Source organism: Shewanella nanhaiensis (assembly GCF_019457885.1).
GTDB lineage: Bacteria > Pseudomonadota > Gammaproteobacteria > Enterobacterales > Shewanellaceae > Shewanella > Shewanella nanhaiensis.
On sequence record NZ_JAHZST010000009.1, the window covers coordinates 17,091 to 39,018 of the forward strand.

The window sequence follows — 21,928 nt, forward strand, 5'->3', positions numbered from 1 at the left end:
CATTCGCACAACCGAGAAAATGAGCGCGCGTATTATAAACTATCTGATAACAGAAAGCGGCAAGTATTTATAATTGAGTTCTTAAAAGTATAGAATGCGTACTAGGTGAAAAGTTTCAGGCTAATTAGCATTAACCTGAAACAGGAGAGTGGGTCGAATTATATTCTAAACAGCTCAGTTAACAGGCGAGTGCTGCAAACTGTTCAAAGTAATCAGGAAACGTCTTTGAGGTGCAGTCAGGATCGTTAATTGTGATACCGCAATCAGCAAAGGCTAGCATAGAGAAACACATGGCCATTCTGTGATCGTTATAAGTATCAATATTGGCAGTATGAGGTTTAGTCGGTGGTGTTACACTAATGTAATCATGTCCCTCATCGACTATCGCCCCTACTTTTCGTAGTTCAGTAGCCATGGCAGCAAGTCTATCTGTCTCTTTAATGCGCCAGTTGTAGATATTGCGAATATGGGTGGTTCCGGTTGCAAAAAGTGCTGCAGTAGCAATCGTCATAGCTGCGTCGGGAATGTGATTCATATCCAAGTCGACCGCGTTGAGTTTGGCAACACGGGATATGATGTAATCATCGCCCCACTCAATTTCTGCGCCCATCTTTTCGAGTACATCGGCAAACTTGACATCACCTTGAATACTCAGGCGTCCAACACCAGTCACTTTAACTTCACCGCCTCTAATCGCCCCAGCAGCAAGAAAGTATGATGCCGATGATGCATCACCTTCAACTAATACTTTACCTGGAGAAACGTAGCTTTGGCCTGATTTTATCTCAAAACGCTCATAATCATGATTAATCACCTTTACGCCAAACTGAGCCATCAAGGCAATAGTGATATCAATGTAGGGTTTTGAGACTAGCTCGCCTTTTATCTTAATGTTCACATCACCTTTAGCCAGTGGTGACACCATTAACAGTGCAGTGAGAAACTGACTAGATAGATCCCCTGCTATCTCAACGTCTCCAGCATTCAAGCCCGTTGCACTAATGGTCAATGGCGGAAATCCTTCACTCTTAAGATAGGTCACCTCTGCACCAAGCTGGCGTAAGGCATCAACGAGATCGCCAATAGGTCGCTCCTCCATACGAGGCTCACCTGTTAACGTAAACTCGCCCTCACCTAAGGTTAACGCTGCGCATAAGGGACGCATCGCCGTTCCTGCATTTCCTAGAAATAGCGTTTGTGCCACGTTTGAGTTGATTGGAGCACCCAGTCCATCGAGTTCACACACCGTTTTGTCCTCTGACAAACGGTAATTCACACCCAGTTGTTTCAGCGATGCCAGCATATAACGGATATCATCTGAATCTAATAAGTTAGTTAGTGTCGTGGTGCCCTTGGCTAAGGTTGCAAGGAGGAGTGCGCGATTGGAGATACTCTTAGATCCAGGAATGTTAACCGTACCCTGCACTTTGTTAATGGTCTCGAGACGTAGCTGCTTCATTAAATAACTTCTTTATTATTGCGGGACAAACAACCCACAGATTAACGATAGATGTTCATGGTAAACAGATTGCAGATACAGATACACAAGCACCATCACGACAAAATGGCGTTCTGTTTAACCGGTGTTTGAACTTCGTAGTATTAAATTTACTGATTGAGCGTCACTATTCAACACTTTTTTATGCTTTTATGACCTTTAAGGCCGTTTTTCTTCCAAAGGAACTCATTTCAATAATAAATGCTCTATTTTTCTGCCTAAAAATCGTTTTTCTTAAATCTAAAAGTCAACTTGCTAACAGAAGTGGAAAAAAAACATGCCAGTGAAATAGTTTTATCATTTCACCCGAACAGCTATTACTCTTGCAAGAATTTAAGTTACTCTAAAGTGATGGAGTAAAGGCTGATTGAGCCATAAAAATAAAATAAGGGTAACTAAGCTATGTTCGACACACTCACCGCTATGCCTTCCGATCCAATTCTTGGATTAATGACCAAATATCGTGAAGATCCCCGTGATAATAAAATAGATCTAGGTGTTGGCGTTTACAAAGATGAGCAGGGCCATACCCCTATTTTAACCTGCGTTAAAAAAGCGGAGCAGTTTCGTATCGATGGCGAGGAAACCAAGGTTTACATCGGCCCTACAGGGTCCGCTGATTTTAATACCCTGTTAAGCCAGCTCGCATTTGGCAATGATAACCCAGCATTATTAGCTAACCGAGTGCGCACTGTGTCTACACCAGGCGGTACTGGCGCACTTCGTGTGGCAGCAGATTTTATCAAACGGGCAAGTAGCAGTACCAAAAGTGGTGAAGCGGTCATTTGGGTTAGCGATCCAACATGGGCGAATCATACAGGTTTATTTGAAGCAGCTGGTGTCACCGTTAAAACCTACCCCTACTATGATTACGACACAAAAAGCCTGAAATTCGATGAGATGAAGGCCGCGCTTTCGAATGTGGGCCCAGATGATGTTGTACTGCTGCACGCTTGCTGTCATAACCCAAGCGGAATGGATCTGACCACAAAGCAGTGGGATCAGATCATTGATCTTACTAAAGAGCAAGGCTTTACTCCCCTAATCGATATGGCTTATCAGGGCTTTGGAGATGGTGTTGATGAAGATGCTTATGGTGTACGTAAGATGGCAGCCACAGTCGATAATATGATTTTGTGCAGCTCATGCTCTAAAAACTTCGGCCTCTACCGTGAACGTATTGGCGCCTGCTCTATCATAGGCAAAGATGCAGCCTCTGCGAATGTCGCCTTTTCTGTATTACTCTATGTCGTTCGTTGCATCTACTCTATGCCGCCAGCACATGGCGCCGCGATTGTAGAAACGATCCTCGGCTCACAGGAGCTTAAGCAAGAGTGGTTAGATGAGCTAACGGTAATGCGAGATCGCATCAATGGTAATCGTGCCATGTTAGTGAACAAGCTAAAAGAGAAAGGCGTCACGGACAATTTCAACTTTATTGCCCAGCAGAAAGGGATGTTCTCCTTCCTTGGGGTAAATCCACAGCAGGTTGCTCAGCTTCAGCAAGATTATGGGATCTATATGGTTGATTCCAGTCGCATTAGTATCGCAGGGATCGGCACAGGAAATGTTGACCACTTAGCGGAGTCGATAGCAAAAATACTCTAAAAGTTTGCGATAACAAGTTCCTAGGCCTAGCTCCTAGGAACTTTTTCCAACTTTTAAGCTTTATTCTTGTCAGCAAAATCAGCCATAAACTCAACCAGCTTTTCAACTCCTTCAAGCGGCATCGCATTATAGATACTCGCCCGCATGCCGCCGACACTTCGATGACCTTTTAATGCCACAAAACCCGCCGCTTTGGCTAGCTTGATAAACTCATCATTAAGCGCTTCATCTTTAAGATAAAAGGTCACGTTCATCATTGAACGGTTCTCGAACGCGACTCTGTTTTCATAAAAATCACAGCTATCAATAAACTGATACAGAGTGTCAGCTTTGCGCTCATTAGTTTTCTGAACCTCAGCCACACCACCAGAGGCTTTTAGCCATCTAAAGACTTCAGCGGCAAGATACCAAGCGAAAGTGGGAGGCGTGTTATACATGGAACCATGTTTAACACCTAAGCGGTAATCCATAATTGAGGATTGCGGCAGTTGCGGCAGCTGTAACAGCTCATCTTTGACAATGACGATACTTAATCCAGACGGACCTATATTCTTTTGCGCACCGGCGTAGATTAAACCGTAACGGCTAACATCTATCTCGCGAGACATAATATTAGAGGACATATCCGCCACAATCGGCCAAGGCGAGTCTAACTCGTCAAAAATTTCGATACCATCAACAGTCTCATTCGGACAGTAATGAAGATAGCGATAATCTTGATCGAGTTCTTTTAGGTTAGGGATAGATACTCGGCTTGTAGCACCATTCTTTTCAATGATGTTGAGTGTATCTATCTGTGTTTCACCAGCAAGCTTTTTTGCCTCATCTACTGCTGCCGATGACCAGCTGCCATCGACCAAATAGAGCGCCTTTCCATTGTTGCCTAAAAAATTATTCACAACAGCAGAAAACTGTCCCCGACCTCCTCCATGCATAAACAAAACATGATAGTTAGATGGGATTGACATCAATTCACGCAAATCAATTTCAGCTTGTTCAGTTAAGGCAATAAACTCTTTACTACGGTGACTTATCTCCATCACCGAGGTTCCTAGTCCATTCCAATCAAGCAGCTCACTCTGAGCCTTTTCCATCACAGCTTGGGGTAACATCGCAGGACCTGCACAAAAATTGTATGTCGCGCTCACTTCTTTCTCCTTCAGGCTTATCGAACAATATAAAGGTTTGCTCACTTATCGATACTGATTGGTATTAGATAATCTCGATATAAGCATATTGTCATAGGGCTTATTAAGTTACCTAGATTATTTTCAAATAACTCAATACTTTTTATAAAACATCACAAATTGATAAGATAGAAACAAAACGGGCGTCCAAATGGACGCCCGTTAATCTATTCCTTAACACATGAAATCGTTATTCTGCAGGTTCTGCTTCTGGTGCATCATCTGCGTTAGGAGCTTCACCTTCAGGTGTTGCCTCTACAGCTTCATCTGCCACAGTTGGAATGATTGGGTTACCCTCTTCGTCAAGCTCCAGAGCAGGCTCCTGGATCTCATCGATACGTTGAAGACCAACGACTTTCTCATCTTCAGCGGTGCGGATTATCGTTACACCTTGAGTGTTACGACCAATACTTGATACACCTGTTGCAGGTGTGCGTACCAAGGTTCCCTTGTTACTGATCAACATGATCTCATCATTTTCGCCAACTTGAACAGCGCCAACTACTGCACCATTACGCTCACTGACCTTGATAGAGACTACACCTTTAGTACCACGGCTCTTAGCTGGATATTCAGCTAAGTCAGTACGCTTACCAAAACCGTTCTCAGTCACAGTTAAGATATCACCTTCGCCTTTAGGCACAATCAGTGAAACAACTTGCTGGCCATCTTCTAGCTTGATACCACGTACACCTGTTGCAGTACGGCCCATGGCACGTAGTGCGATCATCTCTTCACCTGTTTCAGGATCTAATTTGACTTCACCAGTCTCTGAGTTACGAGCTTTCTCGTTAAATCTAACGACTTTACCTTCATTAGAGAACAACATGATGTCATTGCTGCCATCAGTAATATCAACACCAATGAGCTGATCGCCATCTTTAAGGTTAACCGCAATAATACCGTTTGCACGAGGATTGCTGTATGCCGTCAATGCTGTTTTCTTCACGGTACCGTGAGAGGTCGCCATGATGATGTACTTGTCTTCTGCATATTCACGTACTGGCAAGATTGCCGTAATACGCTCGCCTTCAGACAGAGGTAAAATATTCACAATTGGACGACCACGAGCTGTACGACTAGCTAATGGTAACTGGTAAACTTTCAACCAGTACATCTTACCAAAATCAGAGAAACACAAAATCGTATCGTGAGTATTGGCAACCAATAGTTTCTCAACGAAATCTTCGTCTTTCACTTTCGTCGCCGCTTTACCCTTACCGCCACGACGTTGTGCTTGGTAATCGGTTAGCGCTTGATACTTGGCATAGCCAAGGTGAGAAAGTGTTACAACCACATCTTCTTCGTTAATTAAGTCTTCAAGACTCATATCAACTTCGTTCGCATTAATGACGGTACGACGCTCATCACCAAAGTTTTCAAGCACTTCTTGTAACTCTTCGGTGATAACTTCCATCAAACGCACAGAGCTGCGAAGTATGTATAGCAGTGCAGCGATAAGCTCAAGTAGCTCTTCATACTCTTTTAAGATCTTCTCGTGCTCTAAGCCTGTTAGCTTATGCAGACGTAGATCCAAAATAGCTTGTGCTTGCTGCTCAGTTAAGTAGTAACGACCATCACGGATCCCGTACTCTGGCTCTAACCACTCAGGGCGTGCAGCATCATCACCTGCTTTTTCAAGCATGCCTTGTACATTACCCAGCTCCCAACCTTCAGCAACAAGCTTAACTTTTGCTTCAGCTGGCGTAGGTGATGCTTTGATTAAGGCGATAATTGGATCAATGTTTGCCAATGCAATCGCAAGTGACTCAAGAATATGCGCACGTTCACGGGCTTTACGTAGCTCGAAAACAGTACGACGAGTGACCACTTCACGACGGTGAAGAATAAAGCACTCAAGCATCTCTTTAAGGTTAAACAACTTAGGCTGACCATTGGTCAATGCCACCATGTTGATACCAAATGAGCTCTGCATCTGTGTTTGAGCGTATAGGTTGTTAAGCACAACCTCACCCACTTCACCGCGCTTAATCTCAACAACAATACGCATACCATCTTTATCAGATTCGTCACGTAAGCCGCTGATACCTTCGATTTTTTTATCTTTAACTAACTCAGCAATCTTTTCAATCAGACGCGCCTTGTTTACCTGGTATGGGATCTCGTGGACAATAATACGCTCGCGACCATTGTCTTCAATCTCCACTTCCGCTTTGGCACGCATCACTGCGCGGCCACGCCCAGTATGGTACGCATCGATGATCCCTTTACGACCATTGATAATACCAGCCGTTGGGAAGTCAGGCCCTGGAATGTATTCCATTAACTCATTAATGGTTAAATCTGGGTTTTCAATCAGTGCTAAACAGCCCGAAACCACTTCATTTAAGTTATGTGGCGGAATGTTCGTTGCCATACCAACCGCGATCCCTGAAGAACCATTAACTAATAAGGTTGGGATACGTGTTGGTAAAACAGCAGGAATAAACTCGGTACCATCATAGTTAGGTACATAGTCGACCGTCTCTTTCTCGAGATCGGCGAGTAGCTGGTGAGCCACCTTATCCATACGAATTTCGGTATAACGCATCGCAGCTGCAGCGTCACCATCGACAGAACCAAAGTTACCTTGACCGTCGATAAGCGTGTAGCGCATAGAGAAAGGCTGCGCTAAACGTACGATAGTATCGTAAACAGCAGTATCACCATGTGGGTGATATTTACCGATAACGTCGCCGACAACACGAGCCGACTTTTTATAAGGTTTATTCCAATCGTTTTTAAGCTCACTCATCGCAAATAAAACGCGGCGGTGTACAGGCTTTAAGCCATCACGAACATCTGGTAATGCTCGGCCTACGATCACGCTCATCGCGTAATCTAGATATGAATTCTTTAATTCGTCTTCAATATTAATTGGAGTTATAGATGAAGCCAGATCAGTCATAAACTGCTCGATCCCTTGAAATTTAGCCGACAACTCAACATCCGAAATGGAAAGCTGAAATCATCGAGCCTGAAAACGTGATTTGGCATTCTAACACAGTTATTTTTTGTCGCCAGACCCTATTTATCTTTCCCCCTAAATAAGTATTAATCTACAAATTAGTTGACCAGAATCAAACAATGTTCGCTATTCAATCAATTGGTTAAAATATCACTCAATTCACCCACTATTGGCCTTTGTTTATTACTACCTATGGGTATAATGGCCACAATAACCCATGCCTTTATAGGTGACAGCGTGCAGCAAGATATACAAAAAGAGATAAATGTTGATCCAAGTGAGATAGCGAAATTTGAAAAGATGGCAGCAACTTGGTGGGATCCTGAGGGTGAATTTAAGCCGCTGCACAGACTTAATCCACTGCGTTTGAACTATATCGATCAAACCTGTGGTGGTGTATTTGGCAAACGTGTCCTTGATGTAGGCTGTGGCGGTGGGATCTTATCTGAGAGCATGGCACGTATCGGTGCTAAGGTAGATGGGCTCGATATGGGCGCAGAACCATTAGATGTTGCCAGATTACATGCACTAGAGATGGGCGTTGAGATTAACTATATACAAGATACTGCCGAGTCACACAGAGAGAGTCATAGAGAGAGTTATGATGTCATCACCTGTATGGAGATGTTAGAGCATGTACCTAGCCCTCGCTCTGTTGTACAAGCCTGTGCGGATATGGTTAAACCCGGTGGTTATGTGTTTTTCTCCACGATTAATCGTAATCTGCGGGCCTATGTTGAAACAATACTGGGTGCGGAATATATCCTTAAGATGTTGCCAATCGGCACCCATGATCATAAAAAGTTTATCAAGCCATCGGAGCTTATCTCCCTTGCTGAACATGCTGAGCTATTTTGTGAAGACGCAACCGGTATTACCTTTAACCCATTAACTGATACCTTTAGCTACACAAAAAATGTCGACGTAAACTATATGATAGCGACCAAGAAGAGCGAAAGTTAATGACCCGTCAGTCACAAGAACAAAGCGTTACCTCTATAAAAGCCGTACTGTTTGATCTCGATGGCACCTTAGTGGATACCGCTCCCGATCTTGTTGCTGCTTTGAACCTGAGTTTAACTGAGTTCAACTGCTCCCAGGTGAGTCTGGATAAGATGCGTCAAGTGGCTTCCGATGGCAGCTTAGCACTCGTAAAGGCAGCCCAACCTCATCTTGATGAAGATAAGCAGTTTGAGTTACAACAGGGGTTACTGCGCCATTATGCCCAGATAAATGGTCACTATAGCCAGCTGTTTGATGGGATATCAACATTACTTTCTTATCTCGATAAACACGCCATTCCCTATGGCATAGTCACCAATAAACCCGCTCGTTTTACTCGCCCACTGCTTGATGTATTAGGGCTTTCGGTCTCAATGGGAACCGTTGTCAGCGGTGATAGCACTCTCTTCTCAAAACCTCATACTGCCCCCATGCTACTCGCCGCGCAGCAGATAGAGTGCCCTACAGAGCAGATCCTCTACTTAGGCGATGCAGAGCGAGATCTGCTCGCTGCCGATAATGCTGGGATGTTAGGTGGAATTGCCATGTGGGGGTACATAGGCTCAGATGCAACACCGCATACCTGGCCAAGTAATTATACTTTCCATTCTCCACAAGATGTGGTTGAACTTCTGGCGCAATTATCCAGCTAATCTATTTTTCTCTAGGTGATTTTTTGAGTCTATGATCCAAAAGATCACCATTTGATCCTACCAAATTTGTCACGACATCTTGCCGCTCAAAATTAAGTCAACTCCTCTCAAAGCCACTAAAAATGGTCTTTAAAGGTAAGCCTTCGCTCACCCTTTTTTTTATCCTCAACTTATCCACAAGATGCCCCCATAAACTAAGCCAAAATCAGACTTGCAAAATCCCACAAACCTCACTATCTTGTACCTTATAAATTTTAAGACACCATATATAGTGTGTAAGTAACAGTCAGAGACACTAGAGACCTTCTGTTTTTTTAGATGAAAATTATCCTATTTTCGATGTTCTATTTGGATGCTCTATTTGTTTGTTACATGGAATCTTAAGGCCGACTACTCACAGTCACCTACACACGTATAAATACCAGGACCTTTCTTTAATGAATAGCAATCTGAAAGTCACCAAACGTAGTGGCGAACGCGAAATCATCGATCTCGATAAAATACACCGTGTGATCACATGGGCAGCCAAAGACCTAAAAAATGTATCGGTATCAGAAGTTGAACTTCGCTCTCACTTACAGTTTTTTGATGGCATACCGACAGAAGCTATTCATGAAACCATTATTAAAGCCGCAGCCGACCTAATCTCTCCAGAGTCACCTGATTACCAGTTTCTTTCGGCTCGTCTAGCGATCTTTCACCTGCGTAAAAAGGCCTTTGGCCAGTTCGAGCCACCTAAGCTTTATGATCACGTAGTAAAACTTGTTGAGATGGGTAAATATGATACTCATATCCTGCAGGACTATACCCGTGAAGAGCTAGATATTTTAGATGGTTATATCGATCACTGGCGTGATATGGATTTCTCCTACGCGGCTGTAAAGCAGTTAGAGGGTAAATATCTGGTTCAGAACCGTGTTACTCATGAGATCTATGAGAGTGCACAGTTCCTCTATATTTTGGTCGCGGCTTGTCTATTTGCTAAATACCCTCAAGAGACTCGCCTTGACTATATCAAGCGTTTCTATGATGCAGTTTCAACGTTTAAAATATCACTGCCAACCCCAATTATGGCAGGAGTTCGTACACCAACGCGTCAATTTAGCTCATGTGTACTGATTGAGTGTGGTGATAGCTTAGACTCCATTAACGCGACCTCATCTTCTATCGTCAAATATGTCAGTCAGCGTGCTGGGATCGGTGTCAATGCAGGGCGTATTCGCGCCCTAGGTAGCCCTATCCGTGGTGGTGAAGCTTTCCATACTGGCTGCTTGCCCTTCTTTAAGTACTTCCAAACTGCGGTAAAGTCTTGCTCGCAAGGTGGTGTACGTGGAGGAGCTGCAACTCTCTTCTACCCGATTTGGCATCTTGAAGTAGAGTCTCTGTTAGTCCTTAAAAACAACCGAGGCGTTGAAGATAACCGTATCCGTCATTTAGATTACGGCGTACAGATCAACAAGCTAATGTATCAGCGCCTCATTCAAGGCGGCGTGATCAGCTTATTTAGCCCATCGGATGTGCCAGGTCTTTATGATGCTTTCTTTGAAGACCAAGATGAGTTCGATCGTCTGTACCTACAATATGAAGCTGATGACAGTATTCGTAAGAAACAGGTTAAGGCCTCTGAGCTCTTTGGTTTAATGATGCAGGAGCGTGCGTCAACTGGCCGTATCTATGTACAGAACGTCGATCACTGTAACACTCACAGCCCCTTTGATAGTAAAGTTGCGCCAATCAGACAATCTAACCTGTGTCTTGAGATCGCACTGCCAACTAAGCCTTTGGATAATGTGAATGATCCAAACGGGGAGATTGCACTTTGTACCCTATCGGCACTAAACCTTGGGGCGATCAAGAACCTTTCAGAACTTGAGCCACTAGCAGATCTTGCAGTTCGTGCCCTTGATAACTTGTTAGATTATCAAGATTACCCATTAATCGCGGCTAGACAGTCATCGATGAATCGTCGAACACTTGGCATAGGTGTGATCAACTTTGCTAATTATCTTGCCAAAGAGGGAGTGCGTTACTCTGATGGCTCAGCAAACAACATCACCCATAAGACCTTTGAAGCGATTCAATATTACCTCTTGAAAGCCTCGATGAACTTGGCTAAAGAGCAAGGTGCATGTCCAGCATTCCATGAGACAACCTACTCGAAGGGCGTACTGCCTATCGATACTTATAAGCGCGCTCTGGACAATATCTGTGATGAGCCACTGCACATGGATTGGGAGACACTGCGTCAGGATATCGTGACTCACGGCCTGCGTAACTCGACCCTTTCTGCATTGATGCCATCTGAGACATCCTCACAGATCTCCAATGCCACTAATGGTATCGAGCCACCACGTGGACTTATCAGCGTAAAGTCGAGCAAAGATGGTCAACTTAAGCAGGTCGTTCCTGATTTTGAGAAGTACCAGTACAGCTATGAGTTACTTTGGCAGATGCCAAATAACGACGGTTATTTACAACTCGTTGGTCTAATGCAGAAGTTTGTCGATCAGGCCATTTCCGCTAACACAAACTATGATCCATCTCGTTTTGATAATCAGAAAGTGCCAATGCAGGTACTACTGAAAGATCTGTTAAATGCCTACAAACTCGGCGTGAAAACACTCTACTATCACAACACACGCGATGGCGCGTCAGATAAACACGATGATATGGTCAGCGTTGAGAAAGAAGACGATGACTGTGCTGGCGGCGCGTGTAAGATCTAACAAGGTGTATCAAGACTCAGTGCATTGGCACTGAGTGTGTTATTAATTTTTAATAGGGGCATGAAGCCCCTGTATTCTGGAAGAAACCATGGCCTATTCTACTTTTTGTCAAACCCCTAATGATGCCCGTTTGGAACCTATGTTTTTAGGACAATCGGTCAATGTGGCACGTTACGATGTACAAAAATATGAAGTGTTTGAAAAGCTGATTGAGAAACAACTCTCTTTTTTCTGGCGTCCTGAAGAGGTTGATGTCAGTAAAGATAAGATCGATTATGCTGCCCTTCCAGATCATGAGAAGCATATCTTTATCTCTAACCTGAAATACCAGACACTGCTGGATTCAATTCAGGGTCGCTCGCCAAATGTTGCTTTTCTGCCACTGGTCTCTTTGCCAGAGCTAGAGACTTGGATTGAAACTTGGTCATTTTCAGAGACTATTCATTCACGCTCTTACACTCATATTATTCGTAATATCGTTAATGATCCATCGATTGTATTTGATGATATTGTTGAAAATGAAGAGATTTTAAAGCGCGCAAGTGACATTGCAGAGTACTACGACACACTTATCAAGCTCACCCAAGCTTTCCACCTGTTAGGTGAAGGCACACATATGATTGACGGTCGAGAGCTTGTTGTCACTAAACGTGAGATCAAAAAAGCCCTCTACCTCTGCATGATGTCAGTCAATGTGCTCGAAGCGATCCGTTTCTACGTCAGTTTCGCCTGCTCTTTTGCATTTGCAGAGCGAAAAGTGATGGAAGGCAATGCGAAAATCATTCGCCTCATTGCACGTGACGAAGCACTTCACCTCAACAGCACTCAGCACATCATCAAGCTGATGCAAGCGGGTAAAGACGATCCTGAGATGGGCGAAATAGCAAAAGAGTGTGAGCAGCAAGCCTACGACATCTTTGTTAAAGCCGCTGAGCAGGAGAAAGAGTGGGCAAGATACCTGTTTAAAGACGGCTCTATGATAGGCCTTAATGAACAGATCTTATGCCAATATGTTGAGTACATCACTAACGAGCGCATGAAGTCAGTGAACTTAGATCTACCCTATGCACAGATCACCAATCCTCTTCCTTGGATGAAGACCTGGTTAGAGAGTGACTCTGTACAGGTAGCGCCGCAGGAAGTGGAAGTATCATCCTACTTGGTTGGACAAATTGATTCATCCATCGATGAGAGTGAGTTTGAAGACTTTGAACTTTAATAACTTTAAAAAAGCCCCTATCGTCAGCTTGCAAGGCCAACCTGTGTTGCTATTTACCCAGCAGTACACTAGCCTCTTGATGGCATTGGAGCAAAAAAAAGTTAAACTGTTTTCTGAGTGCCGCAATGGTTATTGCGGCGCTTGTAAAACCAAGATAATCAGTGGCGGTGTGACTTACCATACTGAGCCGCTGGTTCATCTTGAAAAGGATGAGTGTCTCCCCTGCTGCTGTACACCAAATTCAGATCTCGATCTGGAGCTGCCAACTCAAGGTGTAACCCTTACACCTAAACGCGAAGAAAATGCTAAGTTAATCCCACAAGAACAGATAAAAGATACTCAGACGATCTGTGTCGATAACCGCTAGCTTATTGAGGCTGTTCATTAAATAGGTTTTTTACTTACTAACTTATGTCTGGTGTTTAGCTCCATTAAAGCTGCACTTCCATACCAAGGATGTAGCTCCATCACCAAGCGTCCCTGCTTGATTGAAGGATCGGTTTCAGTCAATGCCTGAGCCTGCGCGACGGTTTTTACATTAAAAATGTAGATCCCCCTAATTTCACCATCATCCATAAATGGCCCTGCTAATACCAATAAACCTTCGTCAGCAAGGCGAGTTATATTATCTAAATGGCTACGCTGAAGCGCCGCGGCCTCTGTTTGAGTTTGATCCCGATTAGGCCCCTTTTTCAAGAAAGCCATCACATACTGCTTCATGCCGTATTCATCGGCACCTAGCTTTTGGGCAAGGTGGGGGTCAAAATTTGCGACGCTAGATGTACTAATAAAAATAAGAGATAGAAATATTGCGATTTTAACTAGCATAGTAAACCTTCCCTTTTATTGGTTTCAGAGCTAGTTATAGCACAGAGAACTCTTTTTAGATGGGTAAGTACAAAAAAGGGCCGATGAATAATCGGCCCCTTACACTATTTAAGATTAGAGAGGTATTACTAACGATTATAGCTTGACTGCTAACTCAGCTCCTTGGCGAATCGCACGTTTGGCATCAAGTTCAGCTGCTACGTCAACGCCACCGATGAGATGTACAGGTAAGCCCGTTGCTTGCATCTCCTTTTGCAGAGTACGATTAGACTCCTGTCCGGCGCAAAGCACGACATTATCAACCGCCAAGATCTCATCTTGTTCACCCACACTTATGTGCAAACCCTGCTCGTCGAACTTTTGATAACTGACGCCAGTCTTCATCTTAACCTGATGCTTCTTTAACACCAGTCTATGGATCCAACCTGTGGTCTTACCTAATCCTTTACCCATCTTGCTGGTTTTACGTTGCAGCAGATAGATATCACGGTACTCACTCGCCTCTTCGGGGCTAGTCAAACCACCACGCTCAGCGTACTCCTTATCGATCCCCCACTGCTTTAACCATTTATCCGGTTGCAGTGTGGTCGATTCTGGCTCGCAAAGATAATGGGCCATATCAAATCCAATACCACCGGCGCCAATCAATGCGACACGTTCACCTAAAGCCACTTCACGGTTCAGCACCTGTTGGTAGTCCACCACTTTGGGATTATCAAAACCAGGCAGGTCTATTTTTCTTGGCACTACACCTGATGACATTACAATCTCATCAAACTGCTCATCCCTGATCACAGGGGCGTCGAGTCGGGTATTTAAACGTAGCTCAACCTTGTGCAACTTCATCTGATTGATAAAGTAACGTATGGTTTCATCGAACTCCTCTTTACCCGGGATTTTACGAGCTAGATTAAACTGGCCACCCACCTCTGACTTAGCTTCGAACAACACCACTTCGTGGCCTCGACTTGCAGCATAGACAGAAAAAGCCATTCCTGCAGGGCCTGCGCCCATCACAGCAATACGTTTCTTGTTCGTCGTTGGAGTAAAGTTGATCTCAGTCTCGTAACAGGCTCTGGGGTTCACTAAACAGGTTGCGCGTTTCAGTGAGAAGGTATGATCTAAACAAGCCTGATTACAACCAATACAGGTGTTGATAAGCTCAGGGGTGTTTGCCTCTGCCTTGTTAACAAAGTCGGGGTCGGCTAAGAATGGGCGGGCCATTGACACCATATCCGCTTGACCTGACTCTATGATATGTTCAGCAATCTCAGGCGTATTGATTCTGTTGGTTGCCACAAGCGGGATGTTCATCTCTTTTTTGAGTCGCTCAGTCACCCACGCAAATCCGCCCCTTGGTACACTGGTTGCAATGGTTGGCACTCTGGCTTCATGCCAGCCAATGCCAGTATTGATAATGGTGACCCCCGCTTGCTCTAACAGCTTAGCCAGCTCCACCACTTCATCCCAAGTCGAACCATTATCAACCAGATCTAACATCGAGAGTCTAAAGATGATAATGAAGTTATCGCCGACACGCTTTCTAATACTGCGTACTATCTCCAGTGGGAATTTAATCCGATTCTCGAAACTTCCTCCCCACTCATCATCTCGAACATTGGTACGGGCAGAAACAAACTGGTTAATCAGGTAACCTTCAGAGCCCATCACCTCAACACCATCGTACCCAGCCTTTTGAGATAAGGCCGCTGAGGTAACATAATCCTTAATGGTGCCACGAACTTGCCTTGCTGACATGGCTGAGGGTGTAAAAGGTGTAATAGGAGACTTTATTTTGCTAGGAGCTTGAGAGAGTGGGTGATAACCATAGCGCCCAGCATGCAAGAGTTGCATGCAGATCTTGCCACCCGCTTCATGAACCGCCTTAGTAACAATTTGATGTTTTCCAACTTGCCATGGAAAACTAAGCTGGCAAGCATTTGGTGCCAGACGCCCGCGTAAATTGGGCGAGATCCCACCTGTGACAATTAAGCCAACACCACCAATAGCACGCTCTTTATAAAACTGTGCCAGTTTCTCAAAGCCGCCCTTTTCTTCCTCTAGGCCTGTATGCATGGAGCCCATAAGCACACGGTTCTTTAATTGAGTAAAGCCAAGATCTAAGGGTTCTAATAAATGCGGAAACGACATTCAAACATCCTTTTTAAACAACTGATTTAAACCAGCATACCTCTTGTTATAGTTAAGCTCAACTAGTTGTTCAATTGTAAAGCAACAGATTCCTTTACAATTGATTTTTCCCTAAATCGGAAATTTCAGTTAGCATAGTCTCATTGACGTAATAAAGGATTGGATAATGTCCGATAAACCCTCATTAATAAAAAGAATATTTGTTCTTTTATGGAAAACAATTAACGGTACACGAAAACTGATTTTAAATGTGATCTTTTTCGGTTTCCTGCTGGCGCTGATTGTTGCCATGAATATAGATGATAGTGTAAATATTGAAACTGGGTCAGCATTAGTACTCAACCTTTCAGGTTCTATTGTTGAGCAAAAAAGACAAGTAGACCCATTTGAAGAGGCGATGAAAAGTGGCAAAAACCACGACGGTCAAGGCGAGATTTTGCTTGCCGATGTGCTGAATGTGATCGATAACGCCGCTCACGACACCCGCATCTCCTCCATCGTTTTGGATATGGGGCATTTGAGATGGACAGGAATAAGCAAACTACAATCTATCGGTGATGCTCTAATCCAATTTAAAGAATCGGGTAAACCTGTTATTGCACAAGCTAATAGCTATGGCCAGAATCAATACTTTCTCGCCAGCTTTGCCGATACCATCTACCTCAACCCACAGGGCGGTGTTGAACTGGAAGGCTTGAGCCGCTATCGCCAATATTACAGATCGGCACTTGAGAAGCTTAAAGTAAAAGCACACATCTTCCGAGTCGGTACCTTTAAATCGGCTGTTGAGCCCTATATTCGTGATGATATGTCTCCAGCGGCAAAAGAGGCCAATCTTGCGCTATTGAATGATATCTGGAGTAGCTATCAAAGCGTGGTTGCCGATAATCGTAATATTGCAGGTGACGATCTTGTGCTCAATTCTGAACGCTACCTCGCAGAGCTTGATAATGCCGAAGGTCAATCTGCTGAAATGGCACTGAATATGAAGTGGGTCGATGAACTCGCAACGTCAGAAAGCTTCAGGCTTAAGATGTTAGACTTAGTCGGACAGGCAAGAGATGGCGATAGTTTTAAACAGATAGGCTTTCATGACTACTTGAGTCTCACCGCTAAGCACCCTCTTCTCTATACCAATGATACTGTCGGTATTATTGTCGCTAAAGGTACCATACTCAACGGTAATCAACCTGCTGGTAATATTGGCGGTGAAAGTACCTCTGAACTTCTCAGAAAGGCGCGCTTTGATGATCAGGTAAAAGCTGTTGTGTTACGAGTCGATAGCCCTGGTGGAAGCGCCTTCGCTTCCGAGCAGATCCGTCAAGAGGTACTTGCACTGAAAACCGCAGGTAAACCCGTTGTCGTCAGTATGGGCAGTTATGCTGCATCAGGCGGATATTGGATCTCAGCCAGCGCAGATTACATCTACGCGACACCAACAACACTTACAGGTTCAATCGGCATCTTTGGCATGATCACCACTTTTGAAGACTCGCTATCGAGTATAGGGATCCACACTGACGGCGTAGCTACCTCCGAATGGGCAGGTATTTCAGTGGCGAAGGGGTTAACCCCAGGTATAAAAGATGTGATTCAACGTCACGTTGAACGTGGCTATCAAGACTTTATCTCCCTAGTTGCCACAGAGCGTGATATGAGCTTGAACGATGTGGATAACATAGCTCAAGGCCGTGTCTGGTCAGGGAAGAAAGCCCTTAGCCTTGGTTTGGTAGACGAGCTAGGCGATCTAAAACAAGCTGTTGCTAAAGCGGCTCAGATGGCGGAACTCGATGACTTTGACAGTGAGATCATTGAGCAAGAGCTCACACCTCAAGAGCAGTTTATTCAAGAGATGTTTGCTTCAGCGTCAGCTTATTTGCCTGAATCTGTGGGTCATAGTTCTGTGATTGAGCAGTTACTCTCCCAATGGTCTAACGCCATTGATGAGTTCAGATCTTTTGATGATCCTAAAGGCATGTATCTGTACTGCGATACCTGTAACTTCTAACATCTAGAGCTTTCTATCCACAAGATTAATTGACTAAGCCCGCAGAGCTTCAACTCAGCGGGCTTTTTTTATACTAATCGTAACAATAATGAGTTTAAATGGCTCAATAGCATTGGGCTGAACGCTTCAAGCAAGTATACTGCTGCCCATTAGTGGCCAACAGAAGTTCATCATGACAAAGCGTACAATCTACGTTGCCTACACAGGCGGCACCATAGGCATGCAAAAAACAGCTCAAGGGTTTGCCCCCGTTGCAGGTTTTCTTACAAGCTGTGTGAAATCCATGCCTGAGTTTTACTATGATGATATGCCCGACTTTGTCATACATGAATACAGCCCATTAATGGACTCCTCAGATATGGCTCCAACTGATTGGCAGCGACTCGCTAACGACATCAAAGCCAACTATGAAAAGTATGATGGCTTTGTGATCCTACATGGCACTGATACCATGGCGTTTACCGCATCAGCCCTCTCCTTTATGCTGCAAGGCCTATCTAAGCCTGTCATCGTCACAGGCTCACAGATCCCATTAGGTCAACTAAGATCTGATGGACAAACCAACCTGCTTAACTCCTTGTATATTGCCGCAAACTATCCTATTGCAGAGGTGTGCCTCTTCTTTAACAATAAGCTATTTAGAGGCAATAGAACCACTAAGGCACATGCTGACGGTTTCGGCGCGTTTGCATCACCAAATTTCCCGCTTCTTCTTGAGGCTGGGATTAAAATTCGAGTGAAAGCCGGAAGAATTGCTACTGGAGACAGTAAAAAGTTAGAAGTGGCAACCATCAGCCCACAGCCAATTGGTGTCGTCACCTTGTATCCAGGGATCACCACCGACGTCATTAGAAACTTACTTCAACAACCAGTAAAAGCCCTAATCATCCTAACCTATGGTGTAGGTAATGCTCCTCAGAATACTAGCTTGCTTAAGGCGCTGTCTGAAGCATCGGCTCGAGGTATCATTCTTGTTAACTTGACGCAATGTTTGCAGGGCAAAGTGAACATGAAAGGTTATGCCACCGGACATGCTTTAGAAGCGGCTGGAGTAATAAGTGGCTCAGATATGACCACGGAAGCGGCACTAGCAAAACTGCACTACTTGCTGTCGACCTCGTTAACTCCCAATGAGATCCGCACCGCAATGCAGCAAAACTTGGTCGGTGAACTAAGCGAAGATTAAAAGGACTCAGTTGGCGATTGAGCACCGAGCAACCATAGTGCTGCTAGGTGCTGCTTAGTAAGACTAATTTATAACTCTTTCTCTTTAAACTCGGCGATACTCTCGCCCTTGAACTGCTTTTTTAGCTCAGCTTTAGAGAGTTCGTTTATGGTGCCTTCACTACTAATGGTGAAGTGATCAGTTTGATTAAGTCTTCTTGCCTGATAGAGCATCACCAGCTGCATAGTCGACTCACGCTGGGCATCAGATAAACGAGTGCCATCTTCCCACTTACCTAACTCTACACCTGTTCTCAGACGCTCATAAACCTCTTGCGGCATCTCATCGATGACCTTATTTATCTCATCACTCATACTTTTTTCCGTTCATGTAACACTATCTGTAATCGGGTAACTAGGTAGCCAACAAAGCCAAGTACAAAACAAGCGCCGCCAATATAGGAACGTAACCCTTCAGCGGGCTCCCCTCCCCAAAACCATACCACGACTCCTGCGATAAACAGTGACATGGATAGTAGGCCTTGATTCACAAGTTGCGCCGAGCGTTTAATATGGCTGATTTTGCTCAATACCTGATTATCCCCTGATAGCTGACTTCCACAATGCTGGCACTCTGTCGCCTTACTTGAGATCCGTTTATTGCAGCTAGGACATTCAATCAATGCCATCGTATTACCTCAAAGCTGCGTGACTAACCCTAACTAGCCCAAAACTAGACCAAGTTAGTCACACACAGTTATTATCGTAAGTTATTCACTACCGCTAACATAGCGATTAAAGATGCCTCACCTAAGTAAATAGAGCGCTCTGGAGACCAGCCAGACATAGGATCTGGCATATTGTCATTATCTTTAAATGGCATTTCGAGTGTATTAGAGAGGCAGGTAAATGTTTCGGCGACCCAGTTAGAGGCAACTGTTAGGTTTGCTTTGCCTGGCTCATCTTTATCATAGCCAAACTCAGACTGAAAATCGGCACTGACCAGTGTTAGCGCGTCCACAAAATCTTGTTGCAGCTTTGCCATGCGCTCATCATAGGAAGGTACGCCTTCACAACCCGCAAGGAAAACATAAGGTAAGCCTTCGTCACCATGGACATCATAGAAGAGATCCACGCCAGTCTCTTTCATCTTGTTGGTGACGTAGTAGACCTCAGGACTCTTCTCAAGTGAAGGGGTCTGCCATTCACGATTTAAATTAACACCCAGTGCATTGGTTCTCAAATGACCACGTGCACTTCCATCAGGATTCATATTAGGAACGATATAGAAATTTGCTTTGTCTAGCAGCGCCTGAGCATTGACATTGTCACTATCAAGCAAGCTGTTAAAGAAGCCTTCGACTAGCCACTCAGCCATCGTTTCACCTGGATGTTGGCGCGCTGTGATCCAGATGTTTGCTTTAGACTCATCACCATCCCCCACTTTCACCAGTGTCATATCTCGGCCATCTAAGGTTAAACCTAAGTGCTCGAGACTGACTAATGGGTGGACTTGGACTGAAGCGAGAAGATCTTGGTGACGTTCATAACTGTAGGGAGCGAAATAAGCTATTTGAATAGAGTCACAATCAAGGTCAACTTGAATGGTTAATTTACCATCTTTGTACTCAGTTGGAAGACGAAACCACTGTTGCCTGTCATAGGTCGCTACGGCTTGGTAATTTTCCCAACCTTTAGGATATGAAGCTGAACCAGCATTCATAATATTAAGTAGGTACTGGCTTCCCACTTCGCCTTCTAAACGAAAATTGAACCACTGATAAAACTCATCACCAACATCGGGACGAATAGCCAGTTGCACATCTTTAATATTATCTTGATTGATGACTTCAATATTTCCACCATCAAAATTGGCGCTGATCCGCATAACGTTTCCTTTATGTTATCAATTAAGAGAGGCTAAAACGGCCTATCTGATACGCTATAGGATAAACGAAAAAGCGCCATAGAGCAGCTTGAAAAGTAAAAAATAAACAGTAATCTTCACGGTTTATCGGTATCTCGTTACCATTAGGTAGCGAAACTGTACCCTTGCCCTCTAACGGTATTAATTAAGGTTTTAGGCAGTTCAGTATTGGCAAGCTTTCTACGGGTATTGCTGATATGCATATCTAAGTTACGATCAAATTTTCCCAGCTCTTTTTGCAGCACACTTCGCTGAAGCTCCTGCTTAGTAATGACCTCTCCTTTACGCTCAAACAGGTACTTAAATAGCTTAAACTCAGTTTGAGTCAGCAACACCCTCTTAGATGCGATAGAGACGCAATATTGAAGATCATCAAACTCGACTTCATCTTTAATCTGTTCAATAGAGCAGATTCGCTCGGAACGAACCAGATCCACTCGACGTTGTAGTGCAGCCATGCGTACAAGTAACTCCTTTACACTAAAAGGTTTACTGAGGAAGTCATCAGCACCTAACTCGTAACCTTTAATCCTATCACTCTCACAATCGATGGCAGAGATGATAATCACAGGGATCTGCTCCTTACGAGCAGCTAACAAACCAAAGCCATCTAGATTTGGCATCATAATGTCTAGCAATATGATATCTGGACTCTCTATTTCCAATATAGAAAGTGCAGCGACTCCATCTTCAGCGCAGATAACACGATAACCCTCTTCAGCGAGCGCTTGCTCTAATAGCTCCCTAAAAACCAGATCATCATCAACTAAGAGTACTTTGCTCATCTCAACCTTTAATGCAAATGCGAACAATTATCAACAACATTACTATATTCAAATGTGATCTACTAGTTATTTTTCATTATAAATATTAATTTTGTTAGTTAGATCGTCTAGTTGTCTGTAACAAACAGAAAAACAAGAGATAAAAAAAGCCAGAACGAGTCTGGCTTTAGTGAAATTGACTGACAAAGTGTCAGAAGATATGGC

17 protein-coding genes are annotated in these 21,928 nt (G+C 44.0%); 8 read left to right on the forward strand and 9 right to left on the reverse strand.

Annotated elements, in window-relative coordinates:
• Positions 1–178: 178 nt before the first annotated feature.
• Positions 179–1,459, reverse strand: a complete 1,281-nt coding sequence (aroA, locus tag K0625_RS13235) for a 3-phosphoshikimate 1-carboxyvinyltransferase (protein WP_220110133.1) — start codon at positions 1,457–1,459, stop codon at positions 179–181.
• Between the two features lie 441 nt (positions 1,460–1,900).
• On the opposite strand from aroA, the gene K0625_RS13240 reads away from it, so the two are divergent.
• On the forward strand, positions 1,901–3,106 hold the full coding sequence (locus K0625_RS13240) for an amino acid aminotransferase (protein WP_220110134.1): 1,206 nt from the start codon (positions 1,901–1,903) through the stop codon (positions 3,104–3,106).
• A 53-nt stretch (positions 3,107–3,159) separates the two neighbouring features.
• Here K0625_RS13240 and serC read toward each other — a convergent pair whose 3' ends face one another.
• Together serC and gyrA are read right to left on the reverse strand one after the other, a co-directional pair.
• Positions 3,160–4,254, reverse strand: coding sequence for a 3-phosphoserine/phosphohydroxythreonine transaminase (gene serC, locus K0625_RS13245; protein ID WP_220110135.1), 1,095 nt, complete (start codon positions 4,252–4,254; stop codon positions 3,160–3,162).
• Positions 4,255–4,483: 229 nt separating this feature from the next.
• On the reverse strand, positions 4,484–7,201 hold the full coding sequence (gene gyrA, locus K0625_RS13250; protein WP_220110259.1) for a DNA gyrase subunit A: 2,718 nt from the start codon (positions 7,199–7,201) through the stop codon (positions 4,484–4,486).
• 309 nt (positions 7,202–7,510) lie between these two features.
• On the opposite strand from gyrA, the gene ubiG reads away from it, so the two are divergent.
• The 5 genes from ubiG (at position 7,511) to yfaE (ending at position 13,228) form a co-directional block, all read left to right on the forward strand.
• A complete protein-coding gene (gene ubiG / locus K0625_RS13255; protein WP_220110260.1) occupies positions 7,511–8,224 on the forward strand; it encodes a bifunctional 2-polyprenyl-6-hydroxyphenol methylase/3-demethylubiquinol 3-O-methyltransferase UbiG in 714 nt (237 codons plus the stop codon).
• Positions 8,224–8,916, forward strand: coding sequence for an HAD family hydrolase (locus tag K0625_RS13260; protein WP_220110136.1), 693 nt, complete (start codon positions 8,224–8,226; stop codon positions 8,914–8,916). The genes ubiG and K0625_RS13260 overlap by 1 nt, the downstream gene beginning before the upstream one ends.
• Before the next feature lie 437 nt (positions 8,917–9,353).
• Entirely contained in the window at positions 9,354–11,642 is a 2,289-nt protein-coding gene (gene nrdA, locus K0625_RS13265) for a class 1a ribonucleoside-diphosphate reductase subunit alpha (RefSeq protein ID WP_220110137.1), read from the forward strand.
• A gap of 88 nt (positions 11,643–11,730) precedes the next feature.
• Positions 11,731–12,861 (forward strand): class Ia ribonucleoside-diphosphate reductase subunit beta, encoded by a 1,131-nt coding sequence (gene nrdB / locus K0625_RS13270; protein ID WP_220110138.1) that lies wholly within the window; start codon positions 11,731–11,733, stop codon positions 12,859–12,861.
• Positions 12,830–13,228 carry a class I ribonucleotide reductase maintenance protein YfaE gene (yfaE, locus tag K0625_RS13275; RefSeq protein ID WP_220110139.1) on the forward strand — a complete coding sequence of 133 codons (399 nt, stop codon included), beginning with the start codon at positions 12,830–12,832 and terminating at the stop codon, positions 13,226–13,228. The genes nrdB and yfaE overlap by 32 nt, the downstream gene beginning before the upstream one ends.
• Before the next feature lie 17 nt (positions 13,229–13,245).
• Here yfaE and K0625_RS13280 read toward each other — a convergent pair whose 3' ends face one another.
• The gene (locus K0625_RS13280) at positions 13,246–13,689 is read right to left on the reverse strand and encodes a YciI family protein (protein WP_220110140.1); all 444 of its coding nucleotides are present in this window, start codon (positions 13,687–13,689) and stop codon (positions 13,246–13,248) included.
• A gap of 135 nt (positions 13,690–13,824) precedes the next feature.
• Positions 13,825–15,840 carry an NADPH-dependent 2,4-dienoyl-CoA reductase gene (locus K0625_RS13285; protein WP_220110141.1) on the reverse strand — a complete coding sequence of 672 codons (2,016 nt, stop codon included), beginning with the start codon at positions 15,838–15,840 and terminating at the stop codon, positions 13,825–13,827.
• Between the two features lie 166 nt (positions 15,841–16,006).
• Here K0625_RS13285 and sppA point away from each other — a divergent pair, with 166 nt between their 5' ends.
• Together sppA and ansA are read left to right on the forward strand one after the other, a co-directional pair.
• Positions 16,007–17,848, forward strand: a complete 1,842-nt coding sequence (gene sppA / locus K0625_RS13290) for a signal peptide peptidase SppA (RefSeq protein ID WP_220110142.1) — start codon at positions 16,007–16,009, stop codon at positions 17,846–17,848.
• Positions 17,849–18,020: 172 nt separating this feature from the next.
• Positions 18,021–19,034 carry an asparaginase gene (gene ansA, locus K0625_RS13295; RefSeq protein WP_220110143.1) on the forward strand — a complete coding sequence of 338 codons (1,014 nt, stop codon included), beginning with the start codon at positions 18,021–18,023 and terminating at the stop codon, positions 19,032–19,034.
• A 68-nt stretch (positions 19,035–19,102) separates the two neighbouring features.
• On the opposite strand, the gene K0625_RS13300 is transcribed toward ansA, so the two are convergent.
• The 4 genes from K0625_RS13300 to K0625_RS13315 form a co-directional block, all read right to left on the reverse strand.
• A complete protein-coding gene (locus K0625_RS13300; RefSeq protein ID WP_220110144.1) occupies positions 19,103–19,387 on the reverse strand; it encodes a YeaC family protein in 285 nt (94 codons plus the stop codon).
• The gene (locus K0625_RS13305) at positions 19,384–19,701 is read right to left on the reverse strand and encodes a hypothetical protein (protein ID WP_012324917.1); all 318 of its coding nucleotides are present in this window, start codon (positions 19,699–19,701) and stop codon (positions 19,384–19,386) included. Before K0625_RS13305 ends, K0625_RS13300 begins: the two co-directional genes overlap by 4 nt.
• A gap of 71 nt (positions 19,702–19,772) precedes the next feature.
• Entirely contained in the window at positions 19,773–20,900 is a 1,128-nt protein-coding gene (locus K0625_RS13310; RefSeq protein WP_220110145.1) for a M14 family metallopeptidase, read from the reverse strand.
• Positions 20,901–21,043: 143 nt separating this feature from the next.
• A complete protein-coding gene (locus K0625_RS13315; protein WP_220110146.1) occupies positions 21,044–21,724 on the reverse strand; it encodes a response regulator transcription factor in 681 nt (226 codons plus the stop codon).
• Between the last annotated feature and the right edge of the window lie 204 nt (positions 21,725–21,928).

Bases quoted from the DNA above. Each gene is read 5' to 3' on its own strand.
- K0625_RS13280 (WP_220110140.1), bottom strand. From the start codon at position 13,689: ATGCTAGTTAAAATCGCAATATTTCTATCTCTTATTTTTATTAGTACA.
- K0625_RS13305 (WP_012324917.1), bottom strand. From the start codon at position 19,701: ATGGCATTGATTGAATGTCCTAGCTGCAATAAACGGATCTCAAGTAAG.
- gyrA (WP_220110259.1), bottom strand. From the start codon at position 7,201: ATGACTGATCTGGCTTCATCTATAACTCCAATTAATATTGAAGACGAA.
- K0625_RS13310 (WP_220110145.1), bottom strand. From the start codon at position 20,900: ATGCGGATCAGCGCCAATTTTGATGGTGGAAATATTGAAGTCATCAAT.
- K0625_RS13260 (WP_220110136.1), top strand. From the start codon at position 8,224: ATGACCCGTCAGTCACAAGAACAAAGCGTTACCTCTATAAAAGCCGTA.
- yfaE (WP_220110139.1), top strand. From the start codon at position 12,830: ATGAGAGTGAGTTTGAAGACTTTGAACTTTAATAACTTTAAAAAAGCC.
- nrdA (WP_220110137.1), top strand. From the start codon at position 9,354: ATGAATAGCAATCTGAAAGTCACCAAACGTAGTGGCGAACGCGAAATC.
- K0625_RS13315 (WP_220110146.1), bottom strand. From the start codon at position 21,724: ATGAGCAAAGTACTCTTAGTTGATGATGATCTGGTTTTTAGGGAGCTA.
- ansA (WP_220110143.1), top strand. From the start codon at position 18,021: ATGACAAAGCGTACAATCTACGTTGCCTACACAGGCGGCACCATAGGC.
- sppA (WP_220110142.1), top strand. From the start codon at position 16,007: ATGTCCGATAAACCCTCATTAATAAAAAGAATATTTGTTCTTTTATGG.
- K0625_RS13300 (WP_220110144.1), bottom strand. From the start codon at position 19,387: ATGAGTGATGAGATAAATAAGGTCATCGATGAGATGCCGCAAGAGGTT.
- K0625_RS13240 (WP_220110134.1), top strand. From the start codon at position 1,901: ATGTTCGACACACTCACCGCTATGCCTTCCGATCCAATTCTTGGATTA.
- nrdB (WP_220110138.1), top strand. From the start codon at position 11,731: ATGGCCTATTCTACTTTTTGTCAAACCCCTAATGATGCCCGTTTGGAA.
- aroA (WP_220110133.1), bottom strand. From the start codon at position 1,459: ATGAAGCAGCTACGTCTCGAGACCATTAACAAAGTGCAGGGTACGGTT.
- K0625_RS13285 (WP_220110141.1), bottom strand. From the start codon at position 15,840: ATGTCGTTTCCGCATTTATTAGAACCCTTAGATCTTGGCTTTACTCAA.